Consider the following 23,597-nt stretch of genomic DNA (forward strand, 5'->3'; position numbering starts at 1 on the left):
CCTTAAGCCCCTTCCCCGCCCGCAGCCTCGCGAGCGAACGCGAGGCCCGCGCGAAACGCTGCCAAGTTGGCATCGACGGTCTTGGGAGGCACGCGGCGCGCGACGACGCGCTCCCATGCCTTTTGCGAGAAGTCGAGGCGGGTCGCCAACGCCCCGAGCAGCACCACGTTCACCGACTTCGGCGCGCCCACGCCGACGGCGATGTCTCCGGCCGGGATGAGCGTGGCGCCCGCAGCGGCCAGCGTCTCGCGCGCATGCTCGGGCATGGAAGCGCGCCCGATGAGCACGGGAAGCGGCTGGATGGACTCGTCGGCAACGAGAAGGTAGCCGCCCTCGCGCACGTTGGGAAGGTTGCGCAACGCCTCGGTGGTCTCGAAGGAGACGACGCAATCGGCGCATCCCGGGTCGGACACCATGGACTGCACGCCCGCGCGCCCGAAGCGCACGACCGTGGTCACCGCGCCGCCGCGCTGCGACATGCCGTGGATCTCGGACACCTTCGCGTCGTAACCGGATTCCAGCGCCGCATGGGCCAGGAGGTCGGCCGCCAGGATGGTGCCCTGGCCGCCCACGCCGCACAGAAGGACGGTGACAGTATCGTTCGAGGTCATCATGCGACGCCTCCTTTCTCCCCAGCGGGTTGCGCGATGGCGTTCCAAGCGCAGTACTGGGCGCACTGGCCGCATCCGATGCACTGGGCGGCATCGATGAGCGCGTGGTCGTTCGCCGGATCCTTCGCGATGGCCGGACAGCCTAAAGTCGAGCACACGCCGCATGCCGTGCAGGCGTCGGTCACCGCGTAGGCGGGCTCGCGATGCCGGTCGATCAGCACGCAGGGGCTGCGGAACACGAGCACGGAAAGCTCCTCCGAGGCCACGGCCTCCTTGAGCGCGCGGCGAACGGCTTTGGCGTCGTTCGGGTCGACGGTGCGCACGTCCTCGACGCCGATGGCGCGCACGACGCTCTCAAGGTCGAGCTCGCGCGAGAGGCGGCCTTGCAGCGTCTCGCCGTTGAAGGGGTTTCCCTGGCGACCCGTCATGGCCGTGGTGCGGTTGTCCAGCACGCAGACGGTTCCGCGTCCTTGGTTGTACACGGTGGAGATCAGCGCCGACAGGCCCGAGTGCGCGAACGTCGAGTCGCCGATGACGCCCACGACGGGACGGTGGTCGGTGCCCGCCCAAGCCAGCTCGAAGCCATGCGACATGGAAACCGACGCGCCCATGTCGATGGTGGTGTCCATGGCGGACAGCGGCGGCAGCGCGCCCAAAGTGTAGCAGCCGATGTCGCCGGTGACGACGGCCTTCATGCGGGAAAGCTCCTTGAACACGAGACGGTGCGGGCACCCGGCGCACAACGCCGGCGGGCGGCCCGGAAGGCCGGCGGGCAACGGCTCGTGAGCAGGCTCCTCGAAGCCGAACGCCGCTCTGATGAGGCCGGGGGTCAGTTCGCCGTCGCGCGGCAGCGGGCTCTCGAACGCGGCAACCTCGATGCCCAGCGCCCGCACGCCCTCGTCCAGGTACTCGGAAGCCTCCTCCACCACGTAGAGCGCGTCCACGCTCTCGGCGAAGTCGCGCAGCGCCTGCTGCGGAAGCGGCCAGGTGAGGCCCAGCTTGAACACGGACGCGTCGGGCAGCGCTTCCACGACGTGCTGGTAGACGGCGCCGGCGCACACCACGCCCACGGCGCTCCCCTTGCGCACGACCTCGTTGTAGGGGCACTCCTCGGCCCAGGCGCGCAGCGCGTCGATGCGCTCCAGCTGCACCTTGCGACGGGGCTTGGCGAACGCGGGCATCATGACCCACTTCGCCGGATCGCTTTCGTAGGGCTTGAGCGCGATCTCGGTGCGCTCGCCGGGCTCCACCGGCGTTTTCGTGTGCGACACGCGCACTGTGGAACGGATGAAGACGGGCACGTCGAAGCGCTCGGACACGTCGTACGCCTCGCGCGTGAAGCGCAAAGCCTCGGCGGAATCGGCAGGGTCGAGCATGGGGATGTGGGCTGCGCGTGCGTACCAGTGGGAATCCTGCTCGTTTTGGGACGAGTACATGCCCGGATCATCGGCAGCCAGCACCACGAGCCCGCCGCCCACGCCCGCGTATGCCGCAGTGAACAACGGGTCGGCCGCCACGTTCACGCCGACGTGCTTCATCGTGGACAGCACGCGCGCGCCGGCGACCGACGCCCCGATGCCCACCTCGACGGCCACCTTCTCGTTGACGCACCATTCGGCGTACACGCCGTCCTTCTTCGCGAACGCCTCGAGCGTCTCCGTCGACGGCGTGCCGGGATAGGCCACGCCGATGCGCGCGCCGGCCTCCCATGCCCCCTGGGCTATTGCCTCGTTGCCTGACATCAATTCCATGAGCGAACCCTTCCGTGTGATAAACCCACTGGGGAATTATACGGCAACGCGCACCGCCCGCCCCGGTCAAACGTCCAAAACCGAGCCGAACGGCGCGCGTTTTGCGCATGTTGCCATCCTGGGTGCAGTGCGAAGCGCGCCTGTCGACACGCGAGATCGCGTCTACTCCTCCTTGTAGACCAGGCAGAAGGCGCCGATCTGGATGACGTCTCCCGAGACGAGCCGGCGCGTTTCCACGCTTTCGTTGTTCACCCATACGCCGTTGAACGAGTTGGCGTCGCGGATGACGTAGCCGCCGTCCGCAGGCTCGACCGAAGCGTGCTCGCGCGACACGGTCATATCGTTGAGGAACAGGTCGCACTGCGGGCTGCGCCCGATGGTGAGCGCCTGATCGCCCAGTTGGTAGGTGACCCCGGTCTGCGGGCCGCGCACCACGTGGAGGGCGGCAGCGGCCTGGGGGGCGGCCGCGACGTGCAGTGCATCGTCGCCGAACGACACCGGCTCGAAACGCTGGGTGGCTCCGAGCAGCTTGAACCCGCAATGCGGGCAGACCGGAGCCTGCGAATCGATGGGGTTGTTGCAAACAGGGCACATGCTCATGGCGTATCCTCTCTTCAGTCCGGCGCTACGCTGCGGACGCGGTCTTGTCGATGACGAGCGGCGTCTCGTTGAGCGTGATGGAACGCGCCACTTCCTGGCCTCCGGAGAAGCTGCGGAACAGGCGGTCCCACCACACGCCCACGCCCTCGAAGAAGTCGGGCGCGTCGACGTCCTCGCATGCCACGAGGTCCATCGTGGCGATGACGGTGTTACGCTGCTTGAAGGTGATCGTGCCCACCTTGTCGCCTTCCTTCACGTTGCCCGCCAACTCGTCGAACTCGAGCGACTGGCTCACGTTGCCGTTCAAGTCGAAGATGGTGACGGCTGCCGCAGGGTCGCGCAGCGTCGCCTTCACCGTCTTGTCGATCCAGCCGGAATGGGCCACCTCGGCCACCACCGGCACCTCGGTGCCGTTCATCGTGGCGGTTTCGGGGCTGTTCGCAAGCTGGTAGGATATCTCGTGCTGGTACACCCATTCGCAGAGGCTCTCGGCGTCTTTGAAACGCTGCGCCTCGGAGGACGAGTTGATGACGATGGCGTACAGCTCGCGGCCGTCCTTGTTGGCGGCGCCCGCGAACGACGGGCCGGCGAGTAGGGTGACGCCGGTCTTCACGCCTATGGCGTACTCGTAGATGTCGAAGAACCCGTCGGTGGTCTCAAGGTAGATGTCGGCCTTCGCGCCGTCGGCGCGCGTCACCTGGATGGTGGTGCTCCCGCCGCCCACAGCCGCGCGAAACGTGTCGTTGGTCATGGCGTACTGCACCACTTTCGCCACGTCGGCCGCCGTGCTGTGCAAATCGCCCGCGTAGGCGTCGAAATCAAGCCCGTGCGGGTTGTCGTACACCGTGTCGGTGCAGCCCAGCTCCTGAGCCTTGGCGTTCATGGCGTTCACGAACACGGCTTCCGGATCGGACGTGCCCGGCTCCATGAGAGCACCGATCGTCTCGGCGATGGCCACGGCGGCATCGTTGCCCGAAGGCACGAGCAGCGCCTTGAGCGCCGCATCGAGATTCATGACGTCGCCCTCTTGCAAGCCCGCCGACGACTCGCCTACCGCGGCGGCGGCGGCGGAAACCGTGACGGGCGAATCGAGCGACAGGAGCCCGTCCTCCACGGCATCGAGGGCAACCACGCCGGTCATGATCTTCGTGATGGACGCGATCTGCGTGGGGCTTTGGGCGTTGCGTTCGAAGTACACGGTGCCGTCGGCCCCCATGACCATGGCGAACTCGGCGTCGATGCTGGGGCACTGCGCCACGGCCAGGCCGCGTGCGTCGACCGTTTGGCCGTATACGACGTCTGCCTTGCGCACGTCGGCGAAGGCGGGTACCGTCCAAGCGGCGCCCGAAAGCGCCAGCGCGCAGGCGAGCGCGCATGCCAGAAGGCGCGCTCGCCCGATTGATGCGATATGCTCGAAGAAGTTAGTCAATGCGGTAGATGTCCTCCGGTCGTACCGGCTCGAAGCCGGCGTCGGTCAGCTTCTGCTCCAGGTCGTCCGAACCGTCGGCCTTGAGCACGTCGACGGCGTAGTCCTCGTTCACCGAGAAGCAGTAGCCGTACTCGACGTTGGCATCCTGCTCGTCCATGAACTCGAGGAGCTTCGCCAGGCCGCCCGGCACGTTGGGAACGCGCACGGCCAGCACCGGGGTGACGGTGGCGCGGTAGCCCTGCCCGCGCAGCGCTTCGGCTGCGGCCTCGGGCGTGTCGGTCAGCATGCGCACCACGCCGAAGTCCGACGTGTCCGCCAGGTTCAGCGCGTGCATGTTGATGCCCGCGTCGGACACGGCGCGACAGGCGGCCGCGAGGCGGCCCTTCTCGTTCTCGAGGAAAACGGTCAGCTGCGAAATCATGCCTTCTTCCCTTCTCTCAGGTCGATGATGCGCTTCGCCTTGCCCTCGCTGCGCTCGATGGTCTTCGGCTCCACGATCTTGATGTCCACGGCGATCTGCAGGTTGCTCTTGAGCTCGGCGGCCAAGCGGCGTTTGAGGTCCTGGAGCTTGCGGATCTCGTCGAACGGGAATTCGGGCACCGTCTCCACGTCCAGCTCGACGTGGTCGAGCGGGCCCTTCGAGGTGAGGATGATCTGGTACTGCGCCGCGATCTCCGGGAAGCTGACGATGACCTGCTCGATCTGGGACGGGAACACGTTCACGCCGCGCAGGATGAGCATGTCGTCGGTGCGCCCCACGATGCGGTCGATCTTGCGGTGGGTGCGTCCGCACGCGCACTCCTCGGGGATGATGCGCGTGACGTCGCGGGTGCGGTAGCGCACGAGCGGGCAGCACTCGCGCGTGAGCGTGGTGAACACGAGCTCGCCGTACTCGCCGTCGGGCAGGGGCTTGAGCGTATCGGGATCCACGATCTCGGCGTAGAAATGATCCTCCGCCACATGCAGGCCGTGCGACTCCGCGCACTCCATGGCCACGCCCGGGCCCATGACTTCGGACAGGCCGTACACGTCGCAGTACTGGATGCCCAGCTTCTTGCGGATGTCCTCGCGCATGCTTTCGGAGGCGGGCTCGGCGCCGAAGATGCCGGCCGAGATCTTGAAGTCGACTGCCGGGTCGTATCCCATCTCGATGGCGGTGTCGGCGATGAGCAGCGCATAGGAGGGCGTGCAAGCGAGAATATCGGTGCCCAGGTCCTTCATCATCTGGATCTGGCGCTTCGTGTTTCCCGAGGAGGTGGGGATGACCGTGCAGCCCGCGGCCTCGCCGCCGTAGTGCGCGCCCAAGCCGCCCGTGAACAGGCCGTAGCCGTAAGACACCTGGATGGTGGAGTCCTCGTTGCCGTTCACCATATGGATGCCGCGCGCAAAGCAGTCGCCCCAGTTCTTGAGGTCGTTCGCGGTATGCCCCACCACGGTGGCCTGGCCCGTCGTGCCCGACGACGCGTGGATGCGCGCCACGTCCTTCTGCGGCACGGCGAACAGCCCGAACGGGTAGGCGTCGCGCATGTCCTGTTTCACGACGAACGGGAACTTCGGCAGGTCCTCGAGGGTCTTGAGGTCGCCCGGCTCGACGCCGGCCTCCTTGAACGATCGCTGGTAGAACGCCACGTTGTCATAGGAGTGCTGCACGGTCTTCTTCATGCGCTCCAGCTGCAGGTCGCGCAGCTGCTCTACGGGCATGGTCTCGATGTCTGGCTGATAGTACACCTTGGATGCTCACCTCTCAATTGCTCGTGACGTTGGATGAAGAACCCTCCGTCGCAGCGTCGTTTTTTCCGTCGCCCGCGACTTTGGGACCCTCGACGACGACCTCCGTTACCGGATCGTACACGGAGCTGAACGGATCTTCGTGCAGAACCTCGCCGGATTCGTCCTTGACCGTACGGATAATGGTGATGGTGCGCCCATCGGTTCCGCGCGTCTTGACGTAGCTCGTGTTCGGCGCGAGCGTATCGTCGATCGTCGTCCTCGTCTCGTACTTCCGGCCTTCGCCCCAGTCGCCCGTCGTCGTGGACACCTTGTATCCGGGGTCGACTCCGTATAGTGTAGCCGTTACGGACCCGTCCACACAAGAAAGACGCACCAAAACATCGCTAGCGGAATCGTTTTGCCATACGAAGTCAAGATCGGGCCAGCTGACCGCCGCATCGCGCCCTGTGGGGTAGCTGGCGATGTACAGCGAGTGGTTGTGCCTCGTGAGCACGGGGAATCCTGCATCGTACACGGCGTTGAACACGGTGGTGGCCACCTGGCAGATGCCCCCGCCGATGGCGTCGTCGTACTCGCCGTCCACGATGGCGCCTGCGCCCTTGAAGCCGCGCTCCTCGGTGCTGCAATCCCCCGCCGTCCCGTTGAACGACCAGCTGTCGCCGGGCTTCGCCACGGAGTCGCTGAGGTACTGGGACACGAGCGCGATGTTGTGGTTGCGCGCCTCGGTGCCGGGGCCCGTGGCGTACTCGGTGGTGTAGGAGGCGATGGCGCCGATCACCCCGAGATCCATCGCCTCGTCGAACGGCATCGCCTCAGGTGCGGGACCGGAGCCGATGGCCACTTCGACCGGCGCGCCCGCTCCCACGCCGGTACGCGCTTTGCCGTCATCGCCGAACAGCGCGGCATCCAACAGCCCCGTAGCTTCCGCGACTAGCGGAATAGCGCCCTCGCCATCGGTGCGGACGATCACATCGTCGTCTGCGACCTCGAACGACACGTGCACGGGATCCCCTTTGCCCACCTCGGCGACATGCGCCAGCAGCGCAGGCTTCGCCTTGGCGGCATCGACGAACGCCGCGAGAGACGACCCGTCGATGCGCGTGGACACCCAGCTGCCGATGTCCGAAGCCGATGCGCTCCAAGCGGCGCCTTCGTACGTGAACCGCGCCCCGTCGGCAATGGCCGCGTTCACAGCGTCGCATGCATCCTGCGCGGCGGACTCGTCGATGCGCAAAGGCGCATGCTCGGCTCGGGCGACGAACGACCCGCTACCGTCCTCCTGACCGAGCAGCAGCTCGTCGAGCGTCCGCCTGAGCTCGTCGCGATCCACCATGAAGCCGTCATGGCCTTCGGTGACCGAAGCCGTGCCGTCCTCCACGACGATCCCGTAGTCGACGCGCGGGTCGCCGATGGCCGCGTCGATGTCGGAAGCCAGCGACTCCACCGCCGTCTCCGCATACGCGGCGCGAGGCTTCAGCTCGCGGCCCGTCGCCAACGCAGCGAGACGCGCCAGGATGCCGCCGTCCTCGCGACCCACGGCGAGCGCCTCGGCGGCCAGCTCGTCGGAAGGAACGCGCGCCTCGAGCGAGGCCGCGTCGGCCGTCCAAGCAAGCTTGTTGGCGCGCGCCTCCTCCAACGCCAGCTGCTCGGCAAGCGCCGCGTCCTGCGCGGCGGCCGTCTCGTCGGCGATGCGCGCCTCTGCTTCGTCGTTCGCGTAGATGGTCACGCTGCCTTGGGCCAGGCGCGCGCCGTAGACCTCGTCGATGAGGGCGGCCAGCTCGTCGGCCGTCTTTCCGGCGGCGTCGATCTGCCCCACCCGCACCCCGGGGTAAGCTTTGTTCGCGTTTACGGCGAAGTCCGCAACGCCGAAGACGAGCAGCGCCGCGCACACGACGACCACGGCGAGCGCGATGCGGCTGCGCGCCACGAGAGCCGCGAGCGCGCGGAGCAACGTCGCGAGCCCCTTGCCGACCAGGGCGAGCAAGGACAGCAGCACGCCGCCGACCGCGCCGAGCGCTCGGCGCGCGGCTCCTCCTGCGGGATTCGAGCGCGGCGCCTCCTTCGTCCAGACGGCGGGCGTGTTGTAGGAACGGGAACCGCGCGGCCGTTGCGCGGAAGAACGAGTCTGCCGCGACCCCTTGCCCGCGTTCGTCCCGCCGCGGCGGGACGGCGTCGTCGGAGCGCGCCGCGGCGCGGAGGCGGCGGGACGCTGGGGGGCGCGCTCGCGCATCTCGCGCGCAGAAGGCGCTCGGCGAGCAGGATCGGGTCGTCCGGTGCGGCTCGCGTTCGCTTTTCTGGGCGTCCGAACGGCCATGCGCTACCGCGTGCTCTCCGCCTGCGCATCCTTGACAGCACGCAGCTTCCGCAGTGCCGCAGCGATGTAATACGCGGTAGTGACCAGCCCCAGCGCAAGTCCGGCATATACGAACCAGATGCCCCACGAACAGGGCAGCCCGTTCAAACCCGGCAACCAAACCGCGTCCACGAGACCGAGTCCCGGTACGAGCGGCCAGTTCAGCAGCAGGCCGGCGAAGCCGACGAACAAGAGCGTCGTGGCCACCTTGCCCGGAAAGATGACGGCCACGCGCACGCGAAAGCGCTTGAGCAGCACCGCGCCGCCCACGAGCAGCAGCAGATCGCGCACGAGCACCACGAGGATGATCCACAGCGGCAGACGTCCCACGAGGAACAGGCCGCACACGCCCGAGATCATGAGGATGCGGTCGACCGCCGGATCGAGCAGCTGGCCCAGGCGGGACACGGCATTCGTCCGGCGGGCGATCTGCCCGTCGATCCAGTCGGTGCCCGCTGCCAGCGCGTACAGCAGCGTAGCCGCGACGTTGAAACCGTTGAGAAGCAGCACGAGGAATACGGGCACGAGGCACAGCCTGACGAACGAGATGATGTTCGGCACGGTGAAGATGCGGTCGCTCACCTGGTCGGCTGCGCAGCCCTCATCCTTCTGTCCCATACGAGCATCCTTCCCTTCCGCGCCGTCTCTCGACGCAAAAACCGGGCCATGCGCTCGGGCCCGGTAGAACGTGTTCCGATTTGCACCATTCTAGCAGGTTTCCCCAGAACCCCGTCCTTGTTCACGTCTTCAACGGGATTTCCATTCGCCCGCGCACCTCGCGCGACGACGGCCAGAGAGTTCCCCTCTGGCGCGTTCGTTTGGTTCATGCACGCTTTTGTCAAGCGAAAGGGATCCATATGCCCGCACCTGGTTGACAAAAGCGTGCATGAGGAACTGCATCCCCGGGGCCGGAAACGAAAGAAGACCCGGGAACCGTCAGGGTTCCCGGGTCTTCGCAGTTCCGACGGAACTCGTCTTACGCCGTTTTCTTGGTCTCCGGAACCTCGAAGGAGTCGACGTGCTTGCTCGTCGCCGGCGGCGTGTACGTGGGCTCCATGGTCAGGCAGTCCTTCGGGCATTCGCGCACGCAGCTGCCGCACTGCACGCAGCGGAAGCGGTCGATGGTCCAGGTGCGCGCCGGCTTGTCCACTACGATTGCGGCGCAGGGGCAGCGCTTCTGGCAGATGCCGCACAGGATGCATCGGTCAACGTCGTTCACCACATGGCCCTTGAGACCCGCGGGAGGGGTTTTCGTCTCGACGGGGTACATGAGCGTCTCGGGCTTCTTGAACAGGCCCCCGAGGGTCATTTTTCCCAGCTTGAAGCTTCCCATGGTCCTCCTACCTTTCCGTGCAGCTGATGCAGGGGTCGATGGTGAGCACGATCATGTTGACGTCGGCCAGGTCGCACCCGGCGAGCGCCGTGGCCATGCCGGCCAGGTTCTGCGACGTCGGCGTGCGCATGCGCATGCGGTCGAGGAACTTCGACCCGTTGCCGCGCGCATAGTAGTAGCATTCGCCGCGAGGCTGCTCCACCACGTTGGCGGCCTCGGCACCGGCCGCAGGGGAGCCCTTCACGTCGACGGCGATGTCGCCGGCGGGGATCTTGGCGATCATCTCCTCGATGATATCGATGGACTGCAGCACCTCGAGCGCGCGCACCTTCACGCGAGCGTAGCAGTCGCCTTGGCCGTCGAGGATGGGCTGGAAGTCGGACAGGAAGCCGTAGCCGCCGTTGCCCAGCATGCGCGCATCGTAGTTCACGTTGGAGGCGCGCGCGAACGGACCCACCATGCTCTGGGCCAGCGCATCCTCATGGCTGATATAGCCCACGCCAACGGTGCGGTTCTTCACCGAGCTGTCTTTGAGGAACGCGTTGCACAGCTGGCGGTATTCGTCCTTGATGCCCTCCAGCACGCGCTTCATCTCGGCGAACTGCGCGTCATCGATGTCGCGGACCACGCCGCCCACCTTGACGACCGAGAAAATGACGCGTCCGCCCGTGGTCTTCTCGAAGATGTCGAGCACGCGCTCGCGCAGGCGCCAGCAGTGCATGAACAGGCTCTCGAAACCGAATGCGTCGGCCGCGAGTCCCATCCACAGCACGTGGGAGTGGATACGCGAAAGCTCGTGCCAGATGACGCGCAGGTACTCGGCGCGCTCGGGGATCTCGACGCCCATGAGCTTCTCGACGGTCTCGGCGTAGCCCATGGAATGCCCGAACGCGCAGATGCCGCAGATACGCTCGGCCACGTAGATGAACTGGTTGTAATCGCGCGTCTCCACGAGCTTCTCGAGGCCGCGGTGGATGAAGCCGATCTGCGGAACCGCCTCGATGACGGTCTCGTCCTCCACCACGAGATCGAGGTGCAAAGGCTCGGGCAGCACCGGATGTTGGGGGCCGAACGGGATGACGGTCGCCTTTCCCATGCTACTCACCTTCCTTTTCTGTTTCCGTCTTCGCCGCTTCGCGCGCGGCCTTGGCTTCCAAAGCGGCCTTCACCTTGGCTGCTTTCTCAGGGTCGAGGTTCGCGATCTTCTCATCGACGGCCGCCTGCTTCGCCGCAGCCTCCTTCTTGGCCTTCGCGGCGATGGCCGCCTTGACGCGGGCAACCTTCTCGGGATCCACGCCGGCCAGGCGCGCGTCCAGATCATCGGAGCCCGAAGGCTTGATGACGTCGCCTGTCGGCTTGGACTTCGCCTCGGGATGGCTCGCCACGTACGAGGCCTCCGCGGCCTTCGCAGCGCGCTCCTTGGCGGCTTTCGCCTCGGCCACCTTCCTCGCCTTCTCGCGAGCCGCCTTCTGCTCCGGCGAGATGATGGTCATGGGCTCTTTCTGCGCGAGCGCGTAGAAGTTGCCGCCGAAGTCGATGGCGATGCCCTCGATGTCCACGCCGAACAGATCGTGCGCCTCGTTCTCGAACACGAACGCCGCCAGGAACTGATCGGTGACGCTGGGTACGGTCGTGCCCTTCTTCACGCCTTTGATCTCATGGTTCGTCAGCACGCCGTCCTTCATGAACGAGTACACGAGATCGATGCCTTCCTCGGTGTTCACGCACAGCATCTGCACGAAGCGCGCGCCTTCCGCCTTCTTTTCCGCTGCAAGCGCCGGCAGGCCCTCGATGGTGAGCGGGATGAATTCCGATTGCAGGGTCACGTTTCTCACGCCCCTTTCTTTTGCGCCTGCAGGGCTTTCGATTTTTCTTCCAGGATACCGAGTCCCTGCACGACCGCATCGATGATGGCTTCGGGACGCACGGCGCAGCCAGGCGCGTACACGTCCACGGGGATGGCCTGGTCGACGCCGCCGATCACGTTGTAGCAGTCGTGGAAGATGCCGGCCGAGCATGCGCAGATGCCGCACGCGATGACCACCTTCGGCTCGACCATCTGGTTGTAGATCTCCTGGACCACGCCGATGTTCTGCTCGTTCACGCTGCCCGTGACGAGGAAGATGTCGGCGTGCTTGGGATTGCCCGTGTTGATGATGCCGAAGCGCTCCACATCGAACCCGGGGCACAGCGCGGCCAGCACTTCGATGTCGCAGCCGTTGCAGCTGGAACCGTCGTAGTGGATGACCCACGGTGATTTGGTTGCATACGTCATAGGTGCAGCTCCTTTACAGGTAGGCCAAGAACGCGATGTTCACGCCGCCCGCGACGAGGGCCACGCCCCACGCCGATGCCAGCAGGGCCTGCCACTTCACGCGAGCGAAGTTGTTGTCGATCCAGATCTCAAGGAAGTACACGAGCACCACTACCACGAGCGCCAGCACGATGGACAGCGGGTTGCCCCAAAGGAAGAACAGCGCGGTCCAGCCGAGGAACAGCACGTTCTCGCACCAGTGCATGATCTCCACCTTCGCCAGCGTCTTGCCGCTCATCTCGGTGGTGATGCCCTTGACGATCTCCTGATGCGCATGATGCGAGTACGACAGGTCGAACGGCGACTTGCGCAGCTTGATGGTGAGCACGAACAAAAAGCCCAGGAATACGAGCCAGATATTGGTCACTAGGGGCGCGTCGAGGAAGAACACGCCTGCGGAGTTGAAGGTTCCGGCCGCCATGTAGAACGCCACGGCCATGAACAGCACCATGGGCTCGTACGCCATGACCTGCAGCGTCTCGCGGTTCGCGCCGATCTCGGCGTACGGCGAGCGCGTGGAGTACGCGGCCACGATGAAGAACAGGCCCGACAGCGTGATCACGAACACGCTCATCAGCAGGTTGCCGCCGGAGAAGAAGATGCCGCCGGCGATGAGGGTGAACACGAGGGCGCACGTGATGTAGGTGCCCTCGGTGGAGTTCACCGACACGTTATCCTTCTCGATGAGCTTGCGGACATCGTAGTACGGCTGCAACAGCGGGGGTCCCACGCGACCCTGCATACGAGCCGAGATCTTGCGGTCGAGGCCAGCGAGTAGGCATCCCAGAACCGGCGCGACGATGGCGAAGACGAGGGTGCCGATAAGAGCGAAGAGCATTGTCATGTCAGATCACACCCTTTCCTAGAACAATCCCGGAACGCCCACGGCCGCCGCCGCGAATGCGATCACGATGATGACGGTGCAGCACGCGGTGCCGAACGGCGACAAGCGCTTCTCGCCGAAGATGCCCTCGAGGTACCAGTTGCGCGCCGATGCGGTGGATTCGCCCGACAGCGAGTTGGAGAACGTGCGCTCGGCGTTGTCGCGGCTCACGCCTGCCAGGTAGATGTCGACCTTCTTGGCCTTCGAGCGGCCGAGTCCGGCGAACAGGACCACGGCGATGAACGCCGACAGGATGGAGGCGATCCACAGGTTGGACGACGAGATGTCCTGGCCCACGGTGCCGAACACGCTGTAGATGTACGGTTCCACCACAGCCCACGAGATGATGGGCAGTCCAATGCAGCACAGGATGACGAGCACGGCCATGACCATGATGGCCACCCACTCGCTGGAATGCACCTTGGCCTCGACGTTCTCGGGACGAGCGGCGATGCCGGAAAGCTTGCCCAGCCACTTCGCCCAGAACATGAACGTGGCCGCGGAGCCGAACGCCAGAAGCACGATGAGCGCCACCTGACCGGTATCCGCGAAGGAGACGAGCGTGGCCCACTTGGCCAGCAGCATGCCGAACGGGGCGATGAACATGCACAGGATACCCAGCATCATGAAGCGGGCTAGACGCGGCATGCGCTCGAACAACAGGTCCATGTCCTCGATGTCGCGGCTGCCGATATGGTGCTCGGCGGTGCCGACGCACAGGAACAGCAGCGACTTCGCGATAGCGTGGAACAGCACGAGGAAGGCCGCGGCCCAGACCGCCTCGGGCGTGCCAACGCCCGCACAGGCCACGATCAAGCCGAGGTTCGCGATGGTGGAGTACGCCAGCACGCGCTTGGCGTTCGACTGCGAGATGGCCATGAACGAGCAGAACAAGAACGTGAGGCCGCCAACGAGGATGACCATGACGGACGGAACGGGACACGCCATCATGATGGGCGCCAGCTTGATGAGCAAGAAGACGCCCGCCTTCACCATGGTCGAAGAGTGCAGCAGCGCGGACGTGGGAGTGGGCGCCACCATGGCGCCGAGGAGCCACGTGTGGAACGGCATCTGCGCAGCCTTGGTGAGGCCGGCGAACGCGAGCGCCGTGACCGGCAGCACGACCATGCCGGGGTTGGCGATGCCGATCTGCAGGAACTCGAGGAACGACAGCGTGTTGAACTGGATGGCCATGACGTACAAGGCCGCCAGGAAGGCGATGCCGCCCAGCAGGTTCATGATAATCTGGCGGAAGGCGTTCTTGATGGCCTCCTCGGTACGGGTGAAGCCGATGAGGAGGAAGGAGCACACCGTGGTGATCTCCCAGCCGGTGAACAGCCACAGCATGTTGTTCGAGAACACGATGAGGAACATGGCCGCCAGAAAGACGAACATGAGGGCGAAGAACGTCGGCCGGCGGTCCTTCGCGCCTTCCGGCTCGTGCGCCTGGAAGTCTTCCATGTAACCGAGAGCGTACACGCAGATGCCGGAGCCGATGACGCCGATGATAAACGCCATGAGCAGCGACAGCGAGTCGAGGTACAGCCCTTCGGTCACGAGGACGTCGTGGGCGAAACCGAACTCGAACACAAGCGAGCCGACCACCTGGACGGCTGCGAGCACGCAAGCCCACAAGTTCTTGTACTTGATGCCGAAGTACAAGATGGCGGCAGCGATGAGCACGCTGACGGCCATGCAGACGTAGTCGACCACCGGGGAGTAGAAATCATACGTTATCCACGGAGCTCCCAGATAGGACACGACGAGCCACACCGACGCTAACCCGATGACGAGCGCGGAGGCTCCCACAATCACGTTTCTCGCTCGGTTGTTGCGCACGACAAGCAGAACGCCGGCAACAACCAGCGGGAAAAGGATTAAAAACCCGAGCATAGCCACGTAGCTTCCCCCTTTACCTTTACCGATTGCACTTGAACAATAAAAGCGAGCGATATCGCCCGCCAGGCCACTCTACCAGAGAAAAGTAAACGGTCGGATGACATGGCCCCTCCGGAGGCGATTGCTCGGTAAAAGGGAGCCAACGGCGAACACGGATTCGATCAGCGGCGAGACGTTGAAGGCAAACGGTTTCGCATTGACGAGCCGCTTCTTCTCCGTTACCCGACCGTTATTTCATTGTGCACGCACACAAAACACGAGGGAACGGCTCGAGCCGCTAGGCTCGATGGAGGCCATTCGAGCCCTCCCCCGCTTCCGCAGCGCGCAGGCGCCGCCATTCGAAGGCGAGAAAACCGCTTACGATGAGCGTGGATGTTATATCGGATATCGAGGGCGCCAGCCACACGCTCTCAAGCGCCGTGATGGGCAGCACCTGCGGCAGAACGAGCGGGCAGAACACGAGCAGCGGAATAAGGAACAGGATCTGGCGCGTGAGCGTGAGCACGGTCGCTTTCGCCGCCTGGCCTGTGGCGTCGAAGTAGTTCGAGCCGATGGTCTGAATAGGCAGGATGGGAATGAACATGAGGTACAGCACAAGCGCCCAAGCCGTTTCCTTCATATATATCTCGGGCAAGCCGAACAAGTGCGCGTACAGGTCGGGTGCGAGGACGACCGTTGCCCACAAAGGCGTCGTGATGGCGATACCCAGCACTATGGCCTGCACGAGCACGAGCTTCATGCGGCCGTAAGCGCGAGCGCCGTAGTTGTAGCCCACGATAGGTTGCGCCCCCATGGCGATGCCCATGGCCGGCATGAACGTGAACAGGCCCACGGCCGACAGCACGCGCATCACCGCAAGCGCTCCGTCCACGCCGAGCGCATCGGCGGCACCGTACAGCACCAACAGGTTGTTCTCTATCATAGACGACACGGCGAAGCCCAGTTGCGTGACGCACGGAGCGATTCCGAGGGCGCAGACGCGCAGCGCGATGCGCGGGTCGAGCGACAGCGACGGACGGCGCAAAGGCATGGGTGAGCCCTTCTTGAGGAAGAACTGCATCACGAACAGAGCCGACAGCGCCCATGAGCACACGGTGGCCAGCCCGGCGCCGCGCATGCCGCCGTCGAGCACGATGATGAACAGGTAGCCCAGCACCACGTTCGCGCCCGTTCCGACGAGCATGGAGCCCAGCGCTCGGTTGGGGTGCCCTGCCGTGCGGATGAAGTTGTTCATGCCGAACGCGATGAACTGCAGCGGGCAGCCTGCCACGATCACCGTCATGAAGTCGAGCGCGAGCGGCAGCACGGAGCCGTCGGCGCCCGAGTAGCGAAGGATGGGCTCGAGCGCGAAGATGGCGATGCCCCACAGCACCGCCGTGGCGATCAGCAGCAGCACGAAGCTGTTGCCCATCACGCGTTCCGCCACGCCCTTCTTGCGCTCACCCAGCTTGATCGCCGCCAGCGCGTTGCCGCCCACGCCCACGAGCATGGCCACGGCCACCATGGCCGTCATCATGGGATTCGCGACCGTGGTGGCGGCCAGGCCGTCGGCGCCTACCGCATGTCCCACGTATACCGCATCGATGACGTTGTACAGCATCTGCACGAGCATGCCCGCCACCGCCGGGATGGAGAACTCCAGAAGCAGCTTGAAGGTGCTCTCAGTGCCCAAACGGTCGATCTTCCGATCGCTTCTCGACTTCGGTGCGATCTCGGCGACGACGCCCTCGCCGTCCACAGCCTCTTCGGTTCCGTGCATGATTCTTCGCTCCATACGTGCGCGAGCATGCGGCCCGCCGTTCGGCGCCGCGCGAAGCGGGCCGTCGGATGGGCCGCATGCTCGATGGTTTCCCGGGTTGTCCCGGCAGACGGGCTTGCGGCGGAGCAGCCTGCGAGGGGCTCGACGCCTGGCAAGGATCGGGTCATCCCGATCCTTGCCAGTATACGCAAGCCGCCTGCCGAGAACAACCAGCAGATCAGGCGGCGCCGTAGACGAGGACTTGGGCGACCAGCAGGATGCCGCCGAAGATGAGCACGAACAGCACCATGGGCCACACGAACTTGAGCCACTTGGAGTACTTCATGTCCAACATCGTGAGCGTGGCCAGCACGAGGCCGGTGGGCGCGAGGTACAGCATGGCGTATTGGCCCCACTGGTAGGCGCACACCACCACCGAGCGCGGGATGCCCACGGTGTCGGCCAGCGGCGCCATGATGGGCATGGACAGCACGGCCAAACCCGATGACGACGGCACCACGAAGCCCAGCAGGAAGAAGATCAGCATCATGACCAGGATGAAGACAGGTCCGGTCATGCCATGCACGAGCCCCGACGACCAGAACAGCAGCGTGTCGGAGATGAGCCCCTGCTCCATGATCAGGTTGATGCCGCGCGCGAGCCCGATAATGAGCGACACGCCCACCAGGCTTGACGCTCCGTGGATGAACGCATCCACCACCTTCTTCTCGGCGATGCCCGACAGGAACATGATGATGATCGCGATGGCCAGGAACGAGGCTGCCATCTGCGGGAACCACCAGCCCTGGCTCACGACGCCCCACACCATGATGGGGAACGCCGCCACGAACAGCACGAGGATTGCCTTCTTCTTAAGCGTGAAGCCGGTCGCGCGCGCCTCCTTCGTCTCCCCCGCCTCCACGTTGTACAGCTTCGCGAACTTCTCACGGTCCTCGTAGGTGTAGGAGAACGTCGGATCCGCCTTGATCTTGCGGCTGTACCAGTACAGGTAGGCGATGACCACGATGGCGCCCACGACGCATCCCGCGATACGCCATTCGATGCCCTGCGTGAAGTTCACGCCTGCGGCGTTCGAGGCGATGACCACCGAGAACGGGTTGATGGTGGAGAACGTCGTGCCCATGGAACCTGCCAGGAAAATGGCGCCGACGCAGATGATGGAATCGTAGCCGAGCGCCAGGAATATAGGCACGAGGATGGGATAGAAGGCGACGGCCTCTTCTTCGAGACCGCACGTGGTGCCGCCGAGGACCATGAGGGCGCTCACGAGGAACACGAGCAGGAACTCATGGCCCTTCGTCTTCTTCGTGAGTGCCATGAGGCCCGACTCGAACGCGCCGCTCGCGTTCACCACGCCGATAAGGCCGCCCAGCACGAGGATGAACACCATGATGTCGGCGGCCTCCACCGTGCCCGACACCATGCTCACCGTGATGTCGGCGAGACCTTTGGGCTGCTGCTCCAGGCGCTCGTACGTGTTGGGAACCGAGATGGGCTTTGACAGCGCGCCCGAGGTGAACTGGTCGATCCCGATGTTCACGCCGATAGCGTCGAGCGTCTCCTGCGTGGCGGGCTCTTCGCTCACCGCGCCCTGGGGGCTCGTGATCTGCAGCGTGCCCGCGTCGGCGTTGTACGCGAGCTTCGCGTACTGGCCCGCCGGCACGAACCATGTAGCCGCCACCGCGACGATGGTGAGCGCGAACAGGATGGTGAAGGCGGTGGGGAAGCTGAGCTTCCTCTTCTTCTTAGGCGGGCCTTCCTTGGGCGAGGCGGTGCTGGTGGGCAGTACGGCTTCCGTCGACATGCGCTTGTCCCCTTTCATCTACCTTCGTCGTTTCGTTCGGCACGTTCCGGACGTTGTCTTCATCGTGTCGCGCGAACGAGCGCGCGGGCAGTCCTAATCTGGTGGTAGGAGCGGGTGTATTTCGGGTGTAGAGCCGTTTGATCTGGCGCGTTGCGGCGAATCGTCTATACTGTTCGAGATGTGCGCCCGCTTGGGCGCGAGGCCGGCGACTGCGAACGAGGAAGCGCATGGATCTGGGACTGGGTCTTTTCTACTACACGCTCATCGTGCTTTTGGCCGTCATCCTAACGGCGGCGACGTGCCTCGCGTCGTACCTGGTGACGCGCAACAAGACCTACCGCTACGCGTTCGCCGGGTTCCTGTTCTACTTCTTCGATGTGGCGCTCGTGTTCCAGGACGATTTCCTCATGCAGCGAGCCTCCGACGCGTCCGTCTCGCCCTTCTTCATCGGCAGCCCTGTCGCTTCCGTCCTCGTCGGCGGCGGCGCGCTCATATCGTTCTGGCTCGTGCTGTGCGAGTACCTGGAGGAGGATAGGCCGGCGGTACGCTGGATCCCGGGTGCGGCGTTCGTGCTGACAAGCTTCGCCGTGCTTCTGCTCGCACCCGAGGGCAACGGCCAGATGTTCCTGTTCTACAGCATGCGCGAGGCCATGCTGTACGCGATGCTCGTCTACCTCGCCGCCCGCTACATCGGCACGCGCGACGACGTGTTACGGCTTCGCATGCGGCGCCATCGTGCTCTGTACGGCGCGCTATGGGCGCTCGTCACCTGCGTCCTGCTTGAGAACGTCGTGTTCCTGCTGGTCGTCGACCCGCATGCGATCGCAGGTCAGAGGCTGCCCTTCTTCCCCGAGCGCAACTTCGCCGAGAACGCGCTCGTGCTGTGCTGCAGCTTCGCCGCCTGCACGAGCGCGTGGCGCAGCCTGTCGCTACGACGCACCGAACCGCCCACGCAGGGAGGCGCATCGCTCGAGACGTTCATCGACCAGAATCTCGCAGCCTACGCGGCCGCGCGACAGTTGTCGAAGCGCGAGGCCGAGGTGCTGCGACTCGTGCTGCTGGGCAAGGACAACCAGAACATCGCCACATCCATGCATCTTGCGCCGAGCACCGTCAAGGTGCACATGCACCATATCCTCCAGAAGGCCGAGCGGGCTAACCGCAAGGAGCTTATCCAGGATTTTTGGGAATTCTCCTAGAAGATTCGCCCGCGCTGTCAGGATTCGCCCTGCTCGTTCGTATTGCAGGTGAAACGGCGTTGCCCGAAGAACGACAGGAACGGACTCTATGCGCAAACGACAACCCGATACCGAGGCGCAGCGGCTCGTGCAGACGTACGCCGACCTCATCCTGCGACTTGGCTACACGTATCTCAAATCCACACACGACGCCGAGGACGTCTGCCAGAACGTGCTGATCAAGTTGCTGCAGACCGATCGCGCCTTCGAGAGCGCCGAGCACGAGCGCGCCTGGATCGTGCGCGCGACGGCGAACGCCTGCAAGGACGTGTTGCGCAGCGCGCGACGCCGCACGTCGGTGGCGCTCGACGCCGTCGCGGAGGCGGCCGCGCCCGAGGTTCCCGACAGCGCCGTACTCGAAGCGGTGATGGAGCTGTCGCAGCCGTTTCGGGAGGCCCTGTACCTGCACTACTACGAGGGCTACACCGCGCGCGAGATCGCGGACATGACGGGCGGCACCGAGGACGCCGTGGCGGCCCGCCTGAGCCGCGGACGCAAGAAGCTGCGCGCCCTGTTGGAAGGAGCGGACGATGATCGATGAATACAAGGAAGCCCTCGACGAGCTGCGGTTCTCGCCCGAGGCCAAGCGACGCATGGTGCAGCGCATCGAAGTTGCCGCCGTCGTAGAGCCCCTTCCCCGTCCGACACGGCGCTCGCGCGCCCTTGTGATAGCCGCAGCCGCAGCCGTGCTGGCCCTGGCAGTAGGCTGCACGGCGTACGCATCGGGAATGCTCGGCCGAGCGAGCGCGCCGGCGAAGGAAACGCCGGCTACGACCGAAGTGGTCGACGGGATCGGGCGTCCCGACGCGCACGCGTCGTCGGATGGCGTGACCGTCACCGCCGAAGCCGTCATGGGAGACCGGTCGAACTACGCCATCGTGTTCTCCATCGCCAAGGACGACGGCACCCCGTTCGAGGGGATCCGGGAAAACCAGGACGGCACGCTGGCGCTGAGGTTCGAAAACCTCGCCACCGTAACCGTCGACGACGCGCCGTCACGGGGCACCGTCTCGTACTTCTTCGACGCCGACCCCCACGACAACGCCATCCAGTTCGTCAAAGCGAGCACCATCGATACGCACGGAGGAACCAGCTTCGTTGGAAAAGACGTGTACGTGAAGCTGCACGACCTCTTGGCGTTCGATGAGGACGGCGAGGCGCGCACCCTCGTGGAAGGCGCTTGGAAGATGGATTTCGTCGCCGATTGCGCCGACCTTTCCGTCGATCTACCGGCTGGCCAGACCTTCGCGTTTGATGAAGGCACCGCTACGATCAACGCGATCATGATCTCGCCGTTAAGTTTGTCGGTCGATCTCACGATCGACTTTCCAATTGAGGTGAACGTGATCGGCTTCGATACGCCGCAATCAAAGCGCTTGCAATACTTGCCCTTGACGGTGAACATGAAGGACGGCACCGTCATCGACGCGACGAGGAAAGCCGGCGGCGGAGTCGAGGTGCGGGAGCAGACGACGGTCACCGACAAGTCTATGGCGTTCGACAAAATCCTCGACCTCGACCAGGTGAAGTCCGTCACGGTCGGAGGCGTTGAAATCCCGATGCCGTGAAAAACGCGAAGCGGCCGGGAACGTTCGATCCCGGCCGCTTCGTCCCGAAAGAGGACCGCCGCCCCGCTTTCGGCTCGTGCGCACAACGTCGCTAGGCGCGCTTGCCGGTCAGCAGGTTGATGACGGCGATGAGAATGATCGAGCCTATCAACGCCACCAAGAACGACCAGAGGTTGAACCCGGTGAATCCCGCGGCGCCGAAGAAGCTCATGACGAAACCGCCGATCAGCGCACCGACGATGCCCGTCACGATGTTCTTGACGAGGCTGCCGTCCGTCTTCATGATCATGTTCGCGATCCAACCGGCCAAGCCGCCGATGATGATCCATACGATGATGCTCATAGCAGTTCCTTTCCTCGAAGCTCATAGGTGATGCTGACGAGGATAGACGAGCGTTGCGCTTAGAACAGCCTGACCAGAAAGCCGTATGCAGCCTGTAGTCGGTTGGATGCCGCCCCGTGAGCGGCGTGACGCCGACGGACATCATCATCGCTCCGAAAACACGCCTCAGCGCACGAGGCGTGTTTTCGGAGCGATGATGATGTCCAGGCAAGGGCAAGGTCGCGGCCACGAGGACTGCGCCGACGGAAGCATGTATTCTCGACGCAAAAAAAGGCTGGAGATCGATCTCCAGCCTTTTCGTTCATCCGATGCTCAGGCGAGCTACTTGATCGGCGGGGTGCCCTCGGCGTTGCCGAAGATGGCGTCGATCTGCACGAGCGCGTCCATGGGCAGCGCAGCGGTGCCGACGGCGCGGAACGCAGGGGTGCCGGTGAAGTAGCGGGCGCACACGTCCTCGACGGCAGCGAGGTCGTCGATGTTCTTCAGGTAGACGTTCACCTTGACGGCGTCTTCCATCACGTGGCCGACGTTCTCGATGATGGCCTTGATGTTCTTGCATGCCTGCTCGGCCTGCTCGGCAACGCCGCCAGCGACGAGCTTGCCCGACGCGGCGTCGACGCCCAGCTGCGCCGAGATGTTGTTGTAGTGCGAGAACGCGACGCTCTGCGAGGACAGCGGGCTCACCGGAGCAGCGTCCGTGTCGTTGGCCTCGATGATCAGGCCGTGACGGGCCTCCACTTCCTGCGGCGGGGTGCCGTCGCCGTGCGACACGACGGCCTCGATCTGCACGAGCGCGTGCATCGGCAGCTCGGCAACCTCGACCACGGTGCGGGCCGGCATGTAGGCCACGGCGCGGGCGATGCCCGAATCGGGGAAGAAGCGCGTGTACACTTCGTTCACGGCATCGATGTCGGAGAGGTTCTTCAGGAAGACGGTGACCTTCACGATGTCATCGAACGGGACGTCGATGCTCGTGAGGACAGCCTTGATGTTCTTGAGGCACTGAGCGGCCTGCTCGGCGACGCCGCCGACCACGATCTGGTTCGACACGGGGTCGATGGGGAGCTGAGCCGAGATGTTGTTGTAGTGCGAGAACGCCACGGTCTGCGTGGACAGGGCGTCGTAAGGAGCGTTGTGCGTGTTGTTCACGTACTTGACGAGGTCGCCGGCCTGGGGCTCGTTCGGGATGGTGCCCTCACCGTTGGTGATGAGCGCCTCCACCTGCACGAGCGCGTCCATGGGCAGCGCCGCAACAGCCATAACCGTGCGGGCAGGAAGATACGTGGTGAAGAAGGCGCGGTACACCTCGTCGACCACGTCCATGTCGCGGATGTCGCGCACGAAGACGGTGATCCTCGCGACGTCGTTCAGCGAGTGGTCGATGCTCTCGACGATGGCCTCGAGGTTCTCGAAGCACTGCTCGGCCTGCTCGAAGATGCCGCCCTCGACGATGGCGCCGGTCTCCGGGTCGATGGAGAGCTGAGCCGAGATGTTGTTGTAGTGCGAGAACGCCACGGTCTGCGCAAAACGGTCGTTCTGAGGGGCCTCGTCCGTGTTACGAGCCAATACTACGTTATCAGCCATTGATCGTATCCTCCTTTTGGGGGCTTCGCTGTACGCTCCTTAAGGAGCGCTCCGTATTCGGAGGGCTGTAGTATAACGTTTTGTGCAGATGCACAAAACGTTTACGCGAAGATTTCCAACCAACGGTAACGCACGCATCAGACCGCTCGCCGCCAATTTTGGAACCCCCTGCGCGCACCATGCAGAAAACAGAATCGTAAGGTGCGTTTCATGCAGGATTATCGCGCCTACCGTTCACCGATTGCTATCCGGCCTTCTCAGCGTTCGTCACACGATGACCACAAGTCGCCACGCATCCCATCGGAAGTGTCAACGCTTCCGGGTTATAGGCAAGAAAGTGTGTCCGTTTTAGGGGTGTAAGGGCAGGTCAAACCCTCGATAAACCATCGTTTAAATT

At 64.5% G+C, this 23,597-nt stretch carries 21 protein-coding genes; 3 read left to right on the forward strand and 18 right to left on the reverse strand.

Annotated features, from left to right (window positions below):
• Positions 1-2 precede the first annotated feature (2 nt).
• The 16 genes from GT590_RS10000 to GT590_RS10070 all read right to left on the reverse strand — a co-directional run bounded on the left by GT590_RS10000 (position 3) and on the right by GT590_RS10070 (position 18,467).
• Positions 3-614, reverse strand: coding sequence for an indolepyruvate oxidoreductase subunit beta (locus GT590_RS10000; RefSeq protein WP_015760645.1), 612 nt, complete (start codon positions 612-614; stop codon positions 3-5).
• Positions 611-2,362: a thiamine pyrophosphate-dependent enzyme gene (locus GT590_RS10005; protein WP_035585386.1), complete on the reverse strand. Its 1,752-nt coding sequence runs from the start codon at positions 2,360-2,362 to the stop codon at positions 611-613. The genes GT590_RS10000 and GT590_RS10005 overlap by 4 nt, the downstream gene beginning before the upstream one ends.
• A 162-nt stretch (positions 2,363-2,524) precedes the next feature.
• Positions 2,525-2,962: an FHA domain-containing protein gene (locus GT590_RS10010; protein ID WP_114538106.1), complete on the reverse strand. Its 438-nt coding sequence runs from the start codon at positions 2,960-2,962 to the stop codon at positions 2,525-2,527.
• Positions 2,963-2,987: 25 nt separating this feature from the next.
• Positions 2,988-4,391, reverse strand: coding sequence for a D-alanyl-D-alanine carboxypeptidase family protein (locus tag GT590_RS10015; RefSeq protein ID WP_114552296.1), 1,404 nt, complete (start codon positions 4,389-4,391; stop codon positions 2,988-2,990).
• Complete coding sequence (locus tag GT590_RS10020; RefSeq protein WP_114551428.1) at positions 4,384-4,812, reverse strand: amino acid-binding protein; 429 nt, start codon at positions 4,810-4,812, stop codon at positions 4,384-4,386. The genes GT590_RS10015 and GT590_RS10020 overlap by 8 nt, the downstream gene beginning before the upstream one ends.
• Positions 4,809-6,119 (reverse strand): phenylacetate--CoA ligase family protein, encoded by a 1,311-nt coding sequence (locus tag GT590_RS10025; protein ID WP_009306986.1) that lies wholly within the window; start codon positions 6,117-6,119, stop codon positions 4,809-4,811. Before GT590_RS10025 ends, GT590_RS10020 begins: the two co-directional genes overlap by 4 nt.
• A gap of 16 nt (positions 6,120-6,135) precedes the next feature.
• A complete protein-coding gene (locus GT590_RS10030) occupies positions 6,136-8,436 on the reverse strand; it encodes a VanW family protein (RefSeq protein ID WP_227791215.1) in 2,301 nt (766 codons plus the stop codon).
• 3 nt (positions 8,437-8,439) lie between these two features.
• A complete protein-coding gene (locus tag GT590_RS10035; RefSeq protein ID WP_114551430.1) occupies positions 8,440-9,093 on the reverse strand; it encodes a CDP-alcohol phosphatidyltransferase family protein in 654 nt (217 codons plus the stop codon).
• 358 nt (positions 9,094-9,451) lie between these two features.
• Entirely contained in the window at positions 9,452-9,808 is a 357-nt protein-coding gene (locus tag GT590_RS10040; protein ID WP_009306983.1) for a 4Fe-4S binding protein, read from the reverse strand.
• Between the two features lie 7 nt (positions 9,809-9,815).
• A complete protein-coding gene (locus tag GT590_RS10045) occupies positions 9,816-10,904 on the reverse strand; it encodes a nickel-dependent hydrogenase large subunit (RefSeq protein WP_009306982.1) in 1,089 nt (362 codons plus the stop codon).
• 1 nt (position 10,905) lies between these two features.
• On the reverse strand, positions 10,906-11,643 hold the full coding sequence (locus GT590_RS10050; protein WP_232453131.1) for an NADH-quinone oxidoreductase subunit C: 738 nt from the start codon (positions 11,641-11,643) through the stop codon (positions 10,906-10,908).
• Positions 11,640-12,083, reverse strand: coding sequence for an NADH-quinone oxidoreductase subunit B family protein (locus tag GT590_RS10055; protein ID WP_009306980.1), 444 nt, complete (start codon positions 12,081-12,083; stop codon positions 11,640-11,642). The genes GT590_RS10050 and GT590_RS10055 overlap by 4 nt, the downstream gene beginning before the upstream one ends.
• A gap of 13 nt (positions 12,084-12,096) precedes the next feature.
• The gene (locus GT590_RS14585; protein ID WP_114513121.1) at positions 12,097-12,966 is read right to left on the reverse strand and encodes a complex I subunit 1 family protein; all 870 of its coding nucleotides are present in this window, start codon (positions 12,964-12,966) and stop codon (positions 12,097-12,099) included.
• An 18-nt stretch (positions 12,967-12,984) separates the two neighbouring features.
• The gene (locus GT590_RS10060) at positions 12,985-14,814 is read right to left on the reverse strand and encodes an NADH-quinone oxidoreductase subunit L (protein WP_021410215.1); all 1,830 of its coding nucleotides are present in this window, start codon (positions 14,812-14,814) and stop codon (positions 12,985-12,987) included.
• 367 nt (positions 14,815-15,181) lie between these two features.
• Positions 15,182-16,663: an MATE family efflux transporter gene (locus GT590_RS10065; RefSeq protein ID WP_009306977.1), complete on the reverse strand. Its 1,482-nt coding sequence runs from the start codon at positions 16,661-16,663 to the stop codon at positions 15,182-15,184.
• Between the two features lie 217 nt (positions 16,664-16,880).
• On the reverse strand, positions 16,881-18,467 hold the full coding sequence (locus GT590_RS10070; RefSeq protein ID WP_114552313.1) for a YfcC family protein: 1,587 nt from the start codon (positions 18,465-18,467) through the stop codon (positions 16,881-16,883).
• Positions 18,468-18,694: 227 nt separating this feature from the next.
• Between GT590_RS10070 and GT590_RS10075 the strand changes: the two genes are divergently transcribed.
• The 3 genes from GT590_RS10075 (at position 18,695) to GT590_RS10085 (ending at position 21,273) form a co-directional block, all read left to right on the forward strand.
• Positions 18,695-19,666 (forward strand): LuxR family transcriptional regulator, encoded by a 972-nt coding sequence (locus GT590_RS10075; RefSeq protein ID WP_161171063.1) that lies wholly within the window; start codon positions 18,695-18,697, stop codon positions 19,664-19,666.
• An 88-nt stretch (positions 19,667-19,754) separates the two neighbouring features.
• Positions 19,755-20,246: an RNA polymerase sigma factor gene (locus GT590_RS10080; protein WP_009306974.1), complete on the forward strand. Its 492-nt coding sequence runs from the start codon at positions 19,755-19,757 to the stop codon at positions 20,244-20,246.
• Positions 20,236-21,273: a DUF4179 domain-containing protein gene (locus GT590_RS10085; protein ID WP_114552298.1), complete on the forward strand. Its 1,038-nt coding sequence runs from the start codon at positions 20,236-20,238 to the stop codon at positions 21,271-21,273. Before GT590_RS10080 ends, GT590_RS10085 begins: the two co-directional genes overlap by 11 nt.
• 91 nt (positions 21,274-21,364) lie before the next feature.
• On the opposite strand, the gene GT590_RS10090 is transcribed toward GT590_RS10085, so the two are convergent.
• On the reverse strand, positions 21,365-21,616 hold the full coding sequence (locus GT590_RS10090; protein ID WP_009306972.1) for a GlsB/YeaQ/YmgE family stress response membrane protein: 252 nt from the start codon (positions 21,614-21,616) through the stop codon (positions 21,365-21,367).
• Positions 21,617-21,937: 321 nt separating this feature from the next.
• Positions 21,938-23,200, reverse strand: a complete 1,263-nt coding sequence (locus GT590_RS10095; RefSeq protein ID WP_161171064.1) for a RidA family protein — start codon at positions 23,198-23,200, stop codon at positions 21,938-21,940.
• Between the last annotated feature and the right edge of the window lie 397 nt (positions 23,201-23,597).

It is taken from the genome of Eggerthella sp. BIOML-A1, from assembly GCF_009875595.1.
Taxonomy (GTDB): Bacteria; Actinomycetota; Coriobacteriia; order Coriobacteriales; family Eggerthellaceae; genus Eggerthella; species Eggerthella lenta.